At 67.8% G+C, this 11,919-nt stretch carries 11 protein-coding genes; 6 read left to right on the forward strand and 5 right to left on the reverse strand.

What is annotated here, in order from left to right; all coding sequences use genetic code 11:
- Window positions 1–30: 30 nt before the first annotated feature.
- Together mgrA and CPH63_RS00820 are read left to right on the forward strand one after the other, a co-directional pair.
- Window positions 31–1,056: an L-glyceraldehyde 3-phosphate reductase gene (gene mgrA, locus CPH63_RS00815; protein ID WP_096301144.1), complete on the forward strand. Its 1,026-nt coding sequence runs from the start codon at window positions 31–33 to the stop codon at window positions 1,054–1,056.
- Window positions 1,053–1,523 carry a thioesterase family protein gene (locus CPH63_RS00820; RefSeq protein WP_096301145.1) on the forward strand — a complete coding sequence of 157 codons (471 nt, stop codon included), beginning with the start codon at window positions 1,053–1,055 and terminating at the stop codon, window positions 1,521–1,523. Before mgrA ends, CPH63_RS00820 begins: the two co-directional genes overlap by 4 nt.
- A 64-nt stretch (window positions 1,524–1,587) precedes the next feature.
- Here the strand turns inward: CPH63_RS00820 and CPH63_RS00825 are convergent, their stop codons facing one another.
- Together CPH63_RS00825 and nadA are read right to left on the reverse strand one after the other, a co-directional pair.
- Window positions 1,588–1,851: a hypothetical protein gene (locus tag CPH63_RS00825; RefSeq protein ID WP_096301146.1), complete on the reverse strand. Its 264-nt coding sequence runs from the start codon at window positions 1,849–1,851 to the stop codon at window positions 1,588–1,590.
- Between the two features lie 64 nt (window positions 1,852–1,915).
- Window positions 1,916–2,890 carry a quinolinate synthase NadA gene (nadA, locus tag CPH63_RS00830; RefSeq protein WP_096301147.1) on the reverse strand — a complete coding sequence of 325 codons (975 nt, stop codon included), beginning with the start codon at window positions 2,888–2,890 and terminating at the stop codon, window positions 1,916–1,918.
- 291 nt (window positions 2,891–3,181) lie between these two features.
- On the opposite strand from nadA, the gene CPH63_RS00835 reads away from it, so the two are divergent.
- Entirely contained in the window at window positions 3,182–3,925 is a 744-nt protein-coding gene (locus CPH63_RS00835) for a nuclease-related domain-containing protein (RefSeq protein WP_157749185.1), read from the forward strand.
- A gap of 159 nt (window positions 3,926–4,084) precedes the next feature.
- On the opposite strand, the gene CPH63_RS00840 is transcribed toward CPH63_RS00835, so the two are convergent.
- Window positions 4,085–6,334, reverse strand: coding sequence for an ATP-binding domain-containing protein (locus tag CPH63_RS00840; RefSeq protein ID WP_096304855.1), 2,250 nt, complete (start codon window positions 6,332–6,334; stop codon window positions 4,085–4,087).
- Between the two features lie 104 nt (window positions 6,335–6,438).
- On the opposite strand from CPH63_RS00840, the gene CPH63_RS00845 reads away from it, so the two are divergent.
- Both CPH63_RS00845 and CPH63_RS00850 read left to right on the forward strand, forming a co-directional pair.
- Entirely contained in the window at window positions 6,439–7,269 is an 831-nt protein-coding gene (locus CPH63_RS00845; RefSeq protein ID WP_096301149.1) for a 1-acyl-sn-glycerol-3-phosphate acyltransferase, read from the forward strand.
- Between the two features lie 101 nt (window positions 7,270–7,370).
- The gene (locus CPH63_RS00850) at window positions 7,371–7,892 is read left to right on the forward strand and encodes a hypothetical protein (RefSeq protein WP_096301150.1); all 522 of its coding nucleotides are present in this window, start codon (window positions 7,371–7,373) and stop codon (window positions 7,890–7,892) included.
- Window positions 7,893–7,955: 63 nt separating this feature from the next.
- Here the strand turns inward: CPH63_RS00850 and CPH63_RS00855 are convergent, their stop codons facing one another.
- The gene (locus CPH63_RS00855; protein ID WP_096301151.1) at window positions 7,956–8,804 is read right to left on the reverse strand and encodes an alpha/beta fold hydrolase; all 849 of its coding nucleotides are present in this window, start codon (window positions 8,802–8,804) and stop codon (window positions 7,956–7,958) included.
- 70 nt (window positions 8,805–8,874) lie between these two features.
- Window positions 8,875–9,522: a hypothetical protein gene (locus CPH63_RS00860; RefSeq protein ID WP_096301152.1), complete on the reverse strand. Its 648-nt coding sequence runs from the start codon at window positions 9,520–9,522 to the stop codon at window positions 8,875–8,877.
- Between the two features lie 201 nt (window positions 9,523–9,723).
- On the opposite strand from CPH63_RS00860, the gene CPH63_RS00865 reads away from it, so the two are divergent.
- The gene (locus CPH63_RS00865) at window positions 9,724–11,865 is read left to right on the forward strand and encodes a nuclease-related domain-containing DEAD/DEAH box helicase (RefSeq protein WP_096301153.1); all 2,142 of its coding nucleotides are present in this window, start codon (window positions 9,724–9,726) and stop codon (window positions 11,863–11,865) included.
- Window positions 11,866–11,919 lie beyond the last annotated feature (54 nt).

Consider the following 11,919-nt stretch of genomic DNA (forward strand, 5'->3'; position numbering starts at 1 on the left):
CCGTCATGTCGTGGGTCATATGGTGAGCCGGTGACCTATTTAGCTGCCCCCGACCGGTACGACACGATGACCTACCGCCGTTGTGGCCGCAGTGGTGTGTTGCTACCCGCCATCTCACTCGGGCTGTGGCACAACTTCGGCGACGACAAGGCGTTCGACGTACAGCGGGCGATCCTGCGCCGGGCCTTCGATGCCGGCATCACCCACTTCGATCTCGCCAACAACTACGGGCCGCCGTACGGCAGTGCCGAGACCAACTTCGGACGTCACTACCGCGACGACTTCCGCCCCTACCGCGACGAGCTCTTCCTCTCCACCAAGGCCGGCTACGACATGTGGCCCGGGCCGTACGGGGACAACGGCTCCCGCAAGTACCTGCTGGCCAGCCTGGATCAGTCGCTGAGCCGGATGGGCGTCGACTACGTCGACGTCTTCTACTCCCACCGCTTCGACCCGCAGACCCCGCTGGAGGAGACGCTCGGCGCCCTCGACACGGCGGTGCGACAGGGGAAGGCGCTCTACGCCGGAATCTCCTCCTACTCCGGCGAACGCACGGCCGAAGCCGTCCGCATCCTGCGCGAACTGGGCACTCCGGTGCTCATCCACCAACCGTCATACTCGCTGCTCAATCGCTGGATCGAGGAGGACCTCCTCGATACGGTCGGACAGGAAGGCATCGGGCTGATCGCCTTCTCCCCATTGGCCCAGGGGATGCTCACCTCGAAATACCTGGACGGCATTCCGGCCGAGTCCCGGATGGCCCAGGACAAGTCACTGGACCCCGAGCTGCTCAGCGAGCAGAACCTCACCCACATCCGGGCACTGAATGACCTCGCGGCGGCCCGTGGCCAGTCGCTGGCCCAGCTCGCACTGGCCTGGTGCCTGCGCGACGAGCGGGTCACCTCGGTCCTGGTCGGGGCCAGCAGCGTGGCTCAGCTGGAGGATAACCTGGCCGCCCTGCAGAACCTCGAGTTCAGTGCCGATGAGCTGGCGGCCATCGACGGGCACGCCGTGGAGGGTGGCATCAACCTCTGGAAGTCGAGTTCGGACTCGTGACCGACGCGTCTGCGCCCGCGACGCCGTCCTCACCGGTTCGCGAACTTCGGCGCGGGGATTTCGCGGTGCTGCGTGAGCTTCCCACCCGCTGGGCGGACGTGGACATCTACGGCCACGTCAACAACGTCGTGCACTACTCGCTCTTCGACACAGCGGTGAATGGCTGGCTCATAGAGGCGACCGGCACCGACATCCGCCGGCTCGACGAGATCGGCCTGGTCGTCGAGACGTCCTGCCAGTACTTCGCCGAGCTGACCTTCCCCTCAGTGGTGACGGCCGGCGTCGGCCTCATCAAGCTGGGCCGTTCGAGTGTCGTCTACCGGTTGGCGCTCTTCACCGGGGGCGTAGAGCCGGTCGCCGTCGGGCGCTTCGTGCACGTCTATGTGGACGCGCAGAGTCGGCGGCCGGTGCCGGTACCGGAGGGGATCCGCTCGGCCCTCGGCTCACTGCGCCTGCTGCCGGAGTAACCAACCGCCGGCATTCGGCTACGCCGCTGGCCGATCGGCGGCTACGCCGCTGGCCGATCGGCGGCTACGCCGCTGAAGACTTGCTGCGCGGCTTGGGGTCGGCCGCCGACTGGCGAATCTCACCCACGGCCTTGGTGACGTCGGCGCGGTCGAGGCCGAGGATCGACAGCAACTCCTTGCACTCGGTGACGTCGGTGCAGAGGCCGGCGACGACCCGCACCGCCCGTACGCGATTCTCGGCATGGTGCGCGGCCTCAGCTTCGGCCCGCAGCTGCTCGGAGTAGGAGATGTGGGATTCGGCCGCGAAGGCGCTGCTCGGTGAAGTCATGCTGGCACGATTCCCAGCTCCGTGCGATATCTAACAGCGAAATTTCCCGGCGCCGCCCTCGGCGCTATTCGCCACCGATCGACGGGTTCCCGATCTCGATCATCCGCTCGACCGCCGAGCGGGCGCGAGAAGCCATCTCCGGTTCGATCTCGACCTCGACCTCGCCGAAACGCAGGGCATTGAGCAGTTTGGCCGGGGTGATCATCTTCATGTACTTGCAGGAGGCCCGCGGGTTCACCGGCGCGAACTCCGCCGCCGGATTGGCCAGCGTGAGCTGGTGCAGCATGCCGATCTCGGTCGCTACCAGCACCCGCTTGGCCTTCGTCTCCCGAGCCGCGTCGAGCATCCCACCGGTCGAGAGGATCTTGACCCGCTCGCGGGGCACCACTCCGGCCCCGACGAGGTAGAGCGCGGAGGTCGCGCACCCGCATTCAGGGTGAACGAAGACGTCGGCGTCGGGATCGGCCTCGATCGTCTCCTTCAGATGGCCGCCGTTGATGCCGGCGTGCACGTGGCACTCCCCCATCCAGATATGCATGTTTTCGCGGCCGGTCTCCCGTTTGACGTGCGCGCCGAGGAACTGGTCGGGCAGGAAGAGCACCTCGCGGTCGGCCGGAATCGAGGCCACCACGTCGACGGCATTGGAGGAGGTGCAGCAGATGTCGGTCTCGGCCTTCACCGCGGCAGTGGTGTTCACGTAGGCGACCACCACCGCGCCCGGGTGCTCGCCCTTCCAGGCCCGCAGCTGATCGGCGTCGATGGTGTCGGCCAGCGAGCAGCCGGCGGCGGCGTCGGGGATGATCACCCGCTTCTGCGGCGCGAGCAGCTTCGCCGTCTCCGCCATGAAGTGCACGCCGCAGAAGATGATCTCCCGCTGCGACGCTCGGGCCGCGATACGCGAGAGAGCGAGCGAGTCACCGACATGGTCGGCGATGTCCTGGATCTCGGGGAGCATGTAGTTGTGGGCGAGGATGACCGCGTCGCGTTCGGTCGCCAACCGGCGAACCTCGGCTTCCCAGCCCGGTTCCAGAGTCTCCATCACGAGACCAGCCTACCGAGTGCGACCTCGCCGGCGGCTGCGGTCTGACGGTGCCCGCGCTGAGGGCCGGCTGAGCCGATCGTTTACCGAAGAACACGCTGGGTAAATCTTTGACAAGCGCACTTGAGTGCTACCCGGGTACCACCATCGGTACTAGGTACCAGATGTACGAGGTGCCTCCTGGGAAAACCTCAGTTTCAACTTGTGCACGGCATTCGAATGTTCAATACTTTGCATGCAATAGCGGGCGCTGGGGCGTCATCCCAGCGTCCACAACGAGGAGCTAGAAACATGTCACTCGCATCTGTGCACCGCATCACGCGACCACCAAACATCAAGACCTTGGTGCTTCGTCGCAACACCACCTGCGGCTGTGGCACGCGAATGGTCGCCGGTGAGGAAGCCGGCTGGGACCGCTCCGCATTCGTCGTCCGCTGCCTGGTCTGTGTGGCCGACGCGGAAGAGGCCGCCCTGGACGCGCTCTTCAGTGACCGGGCCGACGCCCCGGGCATGGAGCAGTGGGTCGCCGAGCACGAGCAGCGCCTGGCCAAGCGGCTCGCCCAGCACCAGGACACCCTGCAGGTGCTCGACGATCGCCGCATCCTCGGCTCCCGCACGAGCATCGACCACATCGTCATCGGACCGAGTGGCGTCTTCGTGATTGTGGCCAAGTCCTACGCCAACGCCAAGATCGACGTGCGCCGGGGCGGCGGCCTGTTCGTTCCGGTGCACAGCCGCCTCGTCGTCGGCTCCCGCGACAAGACCGCGCTGATCAGCGCGATGAACCGCCAGGTCTATGCCGTGCGCACGGCGCTCGAGCAGAACGAGGCGTTTGCCGACGTTCCGGTGCAGGCGCTGCTGTGCATCGTCGACGGCGTCTTCCCATGGATCGGCACGATCGATATCGACGATGTGCACGTCCGCAACCTCAACGCCACAGTGCGGATGGTGCAGACCGAAGGCGAGTACGACGCACCGGCCCGCAGCCAGCTCGTGCGCCAACTGGCCAAGCACCTGCCGCCGACGGTCCGCTAACCGGGCCAGCGGCACGCGCCACCGGCGGCCGCTTCGGCCGTGATCTTCGCCTTCCACCCTTGCGGGCACTGATTTCGGGCCATTTCGGTGCCCGCAAGGCTGAAGGGCGAAGATCGCCGGCTCACCCTGGAGCGTGCGGCCCAAGCAGCCGGGCCGCGATCAGCCCATTCCGGCTGGCAGGCCGCTGGAGTGGACCACGCTCAGACGCTTGGTCGGGCGAGTGAGCGCCACGTAGAGATCGTTCACGCCCCGTGGCGACTCAGCGACGATCGCTGACGGCTCGACGAGCACCACGGCGTCGAACTCCAGTCCCTTGGCGTCAGCCACCGTCAGCACCGACACCGGCGATCCGAGCGCCGAGGTATCCGCGGTCACCGCCTCCGGCCCGAGCAGGGCCGTTACCGTCGCGGTGGCACTCGAGTGCGCCGCCCGGGAGGTGATCACCGCGACCGTACCGTCACCGACCTGTTTCCAGACGTCGGCGACGACCTCGGCCAGCACCGGGGAGCGGGCCGAATCCCCTGTAATTTTCGTGTACTCCGGTGCTTGCTCGCCCGGACGGGCAGAGGTCGGCACGTCGACCGGCAGCCCGGCCGCGTGCACGACCGCACCCGCGACGTCCATGATCAGGCCCGGGGTCCGGTAGTTGACGGTCAGCTTGGCCAGCTGCCAGCGATCGCCGACGTGCGGCCGGAGCACGTCGCCCCAGGAGTCGGCGCCGGCCAGCGCCCCGGTCTGCGCCGTGTCACCGACCAGCGTCATCGAGCGGGACGAGGTGCGTCGCATCAGCAACCGCCACATCATCGCCGACAGTTCCTGGGCCTCGTCGACGACGATGTGTCCGAAGCTCCACTCACGATCACCGGCCGCGCGGTCGGCGACACTGCCCAGCGTCACCGTCTCCTGGTAACGCTCGGCCAGCTCCTCGGCGGTGATGAAGTCCTTTCCGCCAAAGGTGTCCTGTACGGCGTCGGCGTACTCGACCTCGGCCTTCCGCTCAGCCGCGGCCACCGCCTCACTGTTGTCGGCATAGAGCTTCGACTCGTCCGGGCCGAGCAGTTCGGCTGCCTCGTCGAGCAACGGGACATCCGACACCGTCCAGGGCGCGCTGCGGTCGCGGCGCAGCAGATCCCGCTCCGCGCCACGCAGTGAACGGGTTGCCGGGATGCGGTAGTCGGCGTCGGCGTACAGGTCACGCAGCAGCCGCTCGGCGCTGATCGGCAGCCACAGCAGGTTGATCTCGCGGCGCACGTCCCGCGACTCGTAGAGCTCGGCCATCAGCGTCGCCCGGGCATCGGCGTCGAGCTCGACACCGCGGGCGTCGGCCAGCTGCCGGACCAGCGCTCGGAGCACCTCCTTGACGAAGACGGTGCGGGCCTGATTGTGTCGCTGCGACGAGCGCCGGGCCTTCTCCCGCGCATGCCGCACGTCCTCGGGCTCCAGGTTGATTCCGGTGCCGTCGATGTCGAGCGGGCGAGCGCGCTCCAGCAGACGTTGCCGCCGGCGCACCGCCTCGGAGATGACCCGCACCATACGCAGGTCCGCCTTCAGCGCCGCCACCTCCGGTGCGTCCGAAACGTCGGTCCGCACGCCCGGGAAGAGCTCTCCCGGAGTAGCCATCAGGACCGCCTCGGACTCGCCGAGGGCGGGGAGCACCTGCTCGATGTAGCGCAGAAAGACCCGGTTCGGGCCGACCAGCAGGACACCGCTGCGGGAGATTCGATCGCGGTTGGCGTAGAGCAGGAAGGCGGTCCGGTGCAGGGCGACCGCGGTCTTGCCGGTGCCCGGTCCGCCCTGGACGACGAAGACGCCGGCCAGCGGGGCCCGGATGGCCCGATCCTGATCGGCCTGGATGGTGGCGACGATGTCGCGCATCCGGCCACTGCGAGAAGCGTCCAGGCTGGCGAAGAGGGCACCCTCGCCGATGACGATCTGGCCGCCGTCGACCCCGTTGGCCTCGAACGCAGCGAGGTCCAGGATCTCGTCCTGCAGCCCGGTCACCCGCCGACTCCCGGTGCTGAGCTGACGGCGCCGCACGATGCCGCGGGGGTGCGCGGCGGTGGCCTGATAGAACGGTTCGGCCGCCGGCGCCCGCCAGTCGACCAGAAGTTCGTTGCGCTCGTCATCGGCGATTCCGATCCGGCCGATGTAGCGCCGCAGGCCGTCCACCATGTCCAGGCGTCCGAAGCAGAGCCGCTGCTCCACCGCCTGCAGCTGCGACACCCGGCCCGCGTAGAGGCGGATGAAGGCCTCCCGTTCGGAGCGAGCCGCCGGTGTTCCGGTGGTCGGGTTGCGGGTCGCCACGTCCAGCGAGGTTGCGGCCTGCTCGCGCAGGGCGTCGAGGTGGGAGTACAGCAGGCTCAGGTGCTCCTGCTCCACCGCCAATTGCTGCGCGGTCACATCCGTCATCGGCGTCTGCGATGTACTGCTCGACTTCTCCGGCATGGTCTTCGGTACGTCTCCTGCTTCAGGCGATGTTGCCCACGGTTTTGCGCACTGCGATCATTGCAGCCATGACTGGAGTTGCTTTGACCCGCACCTACCGCGTTGCGATGGGGATTGCTGGACCGATTGTCCGCCGCTGGGGACGACTGGAGGTCACCGGCGTGGAACTGCTCGACCGGCCCGGCCCGCTGTTGATCGTCGCCAACCACGATAGCCAATGGGATCCGGTGGTCATCGGCGTCTCGGCGGTGAAGCACCGGCAGATCCGCGCGCTGGCCAAATCCGAGCTCTGGAAGAACAAGGCACTGGCCAAGGTGCTGGACGGGATGGGGCAGATCCCGATCGAACGCGGTCGCGGCGACGCGAAGGCGATGGACGCCGCAGCCGCAGTGCTACGGGACGGCGCCTGCATCGGAGTCTTCCCCGAGGGAACCGTCTCCCGAGGCGCGGTGACCCGGGCCCACAGCGGCGCCGGGCGCCTGGCTCTGGCCGTTCCCGACGTCTACGTGGTCTGCTGCCGGGTCGTCGGATCGGTTGATCTGGTCCGCTTCCCGAAGCGGCCGCGTGTGAAGATCGAATACTTCGAGCCCTCCGGCGGGCAGCCGCAGCCGGGTGAGAGCGCCATCTCCCTGATGCGCCGTACCGTCGCCGAGATCCGGGTCGGCACTCCCTATGCCATTCCCGGACGGAAGAAGACCGCGGCCAAGTACCAGGCCCGAGCCGTCGCCGCCGCGCAGGCCGAGAACGAGAAGGCTGCGAACGAGAAGGCTGCGAAAGAGAAGGCTGCGAAGGAGAAGGCCAAGAGCGAAAAGGCTGCGTCCGAGAAGGCGGCCACCGAGACGGGTGCGACCGAATCCGCCGCCACCCAGCCGGTCGAAGTGACGCCACCTGAGATGTAGCAAAGTGTTATCCGGCTGCGACCAATAACAGGCGCCGAGCCGGGTGCAACTGTGCGACTATCTGCTAGCGCAGGTGATGCGCAGTGGCCCTGGGAGAACGCATGGCACCGTCGACCGACACCATGGTCAACGGGTCGCGGCGTGGCCGCCGCTGGGCGTTCGTCACCGCCGCGGGGGTGGTTCTGCTGGCCATCGCAGCCGGTCTGCTGATCCGCCACCAGCAGAGCGACGACGCCGGCCACGGGTCGGGAGCGGCACCGGCGTCACTCCAATCCTCCGTGGGGGCAGAGATCGCCCACGTGCTGGTGATCGACTGCGCTGGTGGCACGGCGGCCACCGAGCCGACCGAGCTGAACCTGACCTGCGGGGACGGCAGCATCATCTTCAACCGGATCGTCTGGTCGTCCTGGAGCGATGCCGCCGCGATCGGAACCGGCATGCTCGGCGAGAACAACTGCATCCCGAACTGCGCGGCCGGCACAATCGTCACCGAGCCGGCCACGGTCGCCCTGGCCGCACCCGGCCCGTCAGCGGGTTCGACGATCTACACGAGCATGACGATCACCCCGGTACCGCCGAACGGGGCCGGCTTCCGCCCGATCAGCGCCAAGGTCCCCCAGTAGGTTCGCTGACTCGCTGGCTATTCGGCGACGAAGTCGCTGGCTATTCGGCGACGAAGTCGCTGGCTATTCGGCGACGAAGTCGCTGAGCAACCGGGCGAACCGGCGGGGCTCGTCCAGATGGGGGAAGTGACCGGCCCGCTCGAAGATCTCCAGCCGGCTCCCCTCGATCGCCTCGTGCGCCGCGACGGCGTGCTCGACCGGGATGATCGGGTCGCGGGCCCCCCAGGCGATGAGGCAGCGAATGTCGAGAGCCAGCGGCAGGTGCTCGTGCGCGCTGATCGTCTGTCCACCCGGGTCGATCACCGCGCGCGTGGTGGCCAGGAACGCCCGCCGACTCTCGGCGTCACCCAGCTGCGTGAAGCCATACCAGGCCTCCGCCATATCCGAACTGGCCCGCAGACCGACCTTGGCCAGCGTGCGGCCGACGGCTTCAGTTGTGCCCCGAATCCAACCCGCGGCGATCAGCGGCAGCACCCACTCCGCGCCTGGGAGGGTGGCCGAGCGCAGCAGCGGGCTAACGGCGCGACCCAACCCACCACTGGAGACGAGCACCAGCCGCTCCACCCGCTCGGGGAAGAGGTAGCAGAACTGCATGGCGATCCCGCCACCCAGGGAGTGCCCGACCAGGGTCACCCGGTCGATATCGAGGCGGTCGATCAGGTCTCGCAGAGTCGCGGCATGCGCCCCGAGCGAGTAGTCACCGCGTGGCTTGGCGGAAGTGCCGTGCCCGAAGAGATCCGGCGCGATGAGTCGATACTCGTCATCGAGGTCGTCGATCACCCCGGCCCAGGTGCGGTTGGAGCTGAGCAGACCGTGCACCAGCAGCAGGTTGGGGCCGGTACCGCTGTCGAGGTAGGCGAGGTCATGACCGTGCAGGGAGACCGAACTCGGCCCGGCGACTGGCAGCTCCATAGCCCGAGCATAGGGCCGGGCCGCCGGAAAACATGACGGGTCCGGCGGCGGGTGACCTACGCACCATCACTCACCAGCCGATTGGGTCCATCCGCCGTCTGGCCGCGTCCACGATCCGTTCGATGGACGCATAGCCGAGCACCTCAGTGCGCTGAGTCAGGAAGTCGGCGAGCTGCATCCGGGCCACCACGTGGACGAGTCCGTGCTCGGGCTGTTCGGCCACCGTGAACCCCAGCTGGGCACCGCCGACGGAGATCACCGACCGGACGTCGACGAACATCCCGGTGCTGGCACTGAGCCAGCTGGCGGCCCGGCGGGCCGCGTTGCGATTGTTGCGGACATAAGACATCCGCTGGCCGTCGACGACGAAGGTTCGACCGCTCACCCAGACATCGGAGTGCGGGTGATCTTTGGCGCTGATGGTGAAGACACCGCCAGGGCCGACCACCATCCGGTCGACATCGTCGGCGCCCCGGACTCGCACCGACGGCGCTTCGACTTGGTGCTCGAGCCCACGGGCCCGGATGGGAACACTGCGCCAGAGCGGGCCGAGGAGGTCGAGCTGCGCGTCGATGGTGTCTTCACCGGCTGGACCGATGCACCAGGCTCGATCGTCGCGCACCCGCAGGACGCGAGCAGCGAAGGTACGTGGGTGGTTGGCCGGAGCGGGCGAGAGCGCGTCGGCAGTGTCGGCCCGCTGGGCCCAGACGGCGGTCATGGTGGGGACCCCTTCAGTGATCAATGGTCCCCAGCAGACCAGTCACGACGTTCCGTGACCCGTCAACGCTAACACCGATCGAACATTCCGCTAACTCGAAAGATTCGACCGCTGGACGGCTTCCGGAGTTGGTCATCCAACTGGCACGGGCATTGGATCTGTGTTCTCCTCTAATTCTCGGCTGGGGAGTCGGGAGTCGAGATGGATCGTTTAACCCCCCACACCACCCCTTCCCGCAATCGAGCGACTACTGCCGGTAACTCCGCTGGTCGCGAATCGTTACGGGCACGACAGCTGGTCGCGGCCTACGAGCGCGCGCTGACCGAGGCCCGAACCCGCATGCACAACTTCGCCATCGCCGAGCGGTCGGAGTCCGAGATCGCGGCGCAGCTCTCCGCGCTGCAACCCCTCGGGTGGCACCTGCTGACCGATCGGCGCTGGCCCGGGTCGCGAGCGAACATCGACCTGATTCACATCGGGCCGGGCGGCGTGCTTGTCATCGATGTGAAGGCCTGGCGCGATCCAGCCGTCGTAGACGGGCGATTGCTACGCGGCCAGGTGGACGCTCAGGAGGATCTCGACCGGGTCGCTCGAACCGCCGAACTCGTGGCCGACGTGACCGGCGAGATCGGCCTGGCCCCGCTCGAAGTGGTGCCGATCGTGGTCTTCACTGGCCGCCACGGCGCCGACAGCGAAATCGGTCGGGTGAAGATCCTCGATCAGCACTCCCTCATCCCATGGATGGTCCGCCGCGGCTCGCGACTGACCCCGATCCAGGTGGGTGCACTCTGCCGAGTCGTCGGGGCGAGCTTCCCGCCGCACGAGCTGAACGCCGCCGAGCCGGCCACCGCCGAGCCGACCGCTTCTGTCGTTCCCCGGCCGATGGCCCGCCAGACCCAAGCGTCGCTCTTCGACAACTCGCTCTTCGATTCCGGGGCGCTGGAGGCGGCCCTCATCCGCGAGGCGAGTCTGGCTCCGATCGAGGAGTGGATGACCTTCCTGCATCCGGAGCAAGTGCGCCTGGTGCGGCGCATCGGAAGCGGGCCGGCGCGCATCCGGGGCGCGGCCGGCACCGGCAAGACCGTCGTCGCCCTGCATCGTGCGGCCTATCTGGCCGAATCGCTACCCGGGCCGGTGCTGGTGACGTCGTTCATCAACACACTCCCGCCGGTGCTGCGCGGGCTTTATCAGCGGCTCTCACCCGCCACCAGCGGCCGGGTGGAGTTCATCAATCTGCACGCCTGGGCGTCGCGGCGACTCACCGAACGGGGCCTGCACCTGCAGGTGGACCCGAAGTTCGCGCAGCTGGCCTACAACCGCGCCTGGGCCCGTCAGGGGAAGCGCTCCTGCCTGGGCGAGATCGGCGTCAGCTCCACCTACTGGAAGGAGGAGATCGACTGCGTCATCAAGGGCCGCGGCATCGTCGACTACTCCGACTACCGCGACCTGGTGCGCGTCGGGCGGCGCACCCGACTGGTCGGGAAGCAGCGGGAAGCGGTCTGGATGCTCTACTGCGACTACGACGACCAGCTTCGGGCAGCCGGGCGCCTGGACTACAACGACCTGCTCACGCTGGCCCTCGACGAGCTGCGCCAGCGACCCCTCGCCACGCCGTACGCGGCCGTCATCGCCGACGAGGTGCAGGATCTGAACTGCCAGGCCGTCCGCCTACTGCGAGAGATCTCCAGCGAAGGCACACGACTGCTGGTCGTCGGCGACGGTCAGCAGCAGATGTATCCCGGCGGCTACACGCTGGCCGAAGCCGGGATCTCGGTGGCGGGGCGCTCGACGGTGCTGCGAGTCAACTACCGGAATGCCTCGAAAATCATTGACGAAGCGACGAAGGTGGTTGCCGGCGACGAGTTCGACGATCTGGAGGGGTCGGCTGAGACGGGTCGGCGTGAGGTGCTCTCGGTCCGCGACGGCGGCGAGGTGCATCACGCGTCGGCTGCCAATATCGACGCGCTCCGCCGTCAGGTCGTGGAGCGGGTCGGGCAGTTGATCGTGTCCGGACAACGGCCGGCCGATGTCGCGGTGCTCTGCTCGACCAACTTCGAGGTGAACGTCTATCAGACCCTGCTGCGCAAGGCGGGTTTCGCGTCGCTACGACTGTCGGAGTACCAGGGCAGCCCGGTCGACGCGGTGAAGGTGGGGACGGTGGCCCGAGCCAAAGGCCTGGAGTTCAAGAACGTCGTGCTGCCCGTGCACGACCGTCCGAGATCCCGCACCCGCCCCGAACCCGAGGAGATCGGGCGGGAGCGGGGCGAGCAGAAGCGCCGCGAGTTGTTCGTCGCGATGACCCGGGCCCGGGACAGCCTCTGGGTCGGGCGCGTCGCCTCCTAACACCCTCCGCTTTTGGCACACCTGCAGGGATAGTCCCTGCAGGTGTGCCAAAAG

This window comes from Jatrophihabitans sp. GAS493 (assembly GCF_900230215.1).
Taxonomy (GTDB): Bacteria; Actinomycetota; Actinomycetes; order Mycobacteriales; family Jatrophihabitantaceae; genus MT45.

Excerpts from the sequence above, each read along its gene's own strand:
- CPH63_RS00825 (WP_096301146.1), bottom strand. The coding sequence starts at position 1,851 with ATGACTTCACCGAGCAGCGCCTTCGCGGCCGAATCCCACATCTCCTAC.
- nadA (WP_096301147.1), bottom strand. The coding sequence starts at position 2,890 with ATGGAGACTCTGGAACCGGGCTGGGAAGCCGAGGTTCGCCGGTTGGCG.
- CPH63_RS00835 (WP_157749185.1), top strand. The coding sequence starts at position 3,182 with ATGTCACTCGCATCTGTGCACCGCATCACGCGACCACCAAACATCAAG.
- CPH63_RS00840 (WP_096304855.1), bottom strand. The coding sequence starts at position 6,334 with ATGACGGATGTGACCGCGCAGCAATTGGCGGTGGAGCAGGAGCACCTG.
- CPH63_RS00845 (WP_096301149.1), top strand. The coding sequence starts at position 6,439 with ATGACTGGAGTTGCTTTGACCCGCACCTACCGCGTTGCGATGGGGATT.
- CPH63_RS00850 (WP_096301150.1), top strand. The coding sequence starts at position 7,371 with ATGGCACCGTCGACCGACACCATGGTCAACGGGTCGCGGCGTGGCCGC.
- CPH63_RS00855 (WP_096301151.1), bottom strand. The coding sequence starts at position 8,804 with ATGGAGCTGCCAGTCGCCGGGCCGAGTTCGGTCTCCCTGCACGGTCAT.
- CPH63_RS00860 (WP_096301152.1), bottom strand. The coding sequence starts at position 9,522 with ATGACCGCCGTCTGGGCCCAGCGGGCCGACACTGCCGACGCGCTCTCG.
- CPH63_RS00865 (WP_096301153.1), top strand. The coding sequence starts at position 9,724 with ATGGATCGTTTAACCCCCCACACCACCCCTTCCCGCAATCGAGCGACT.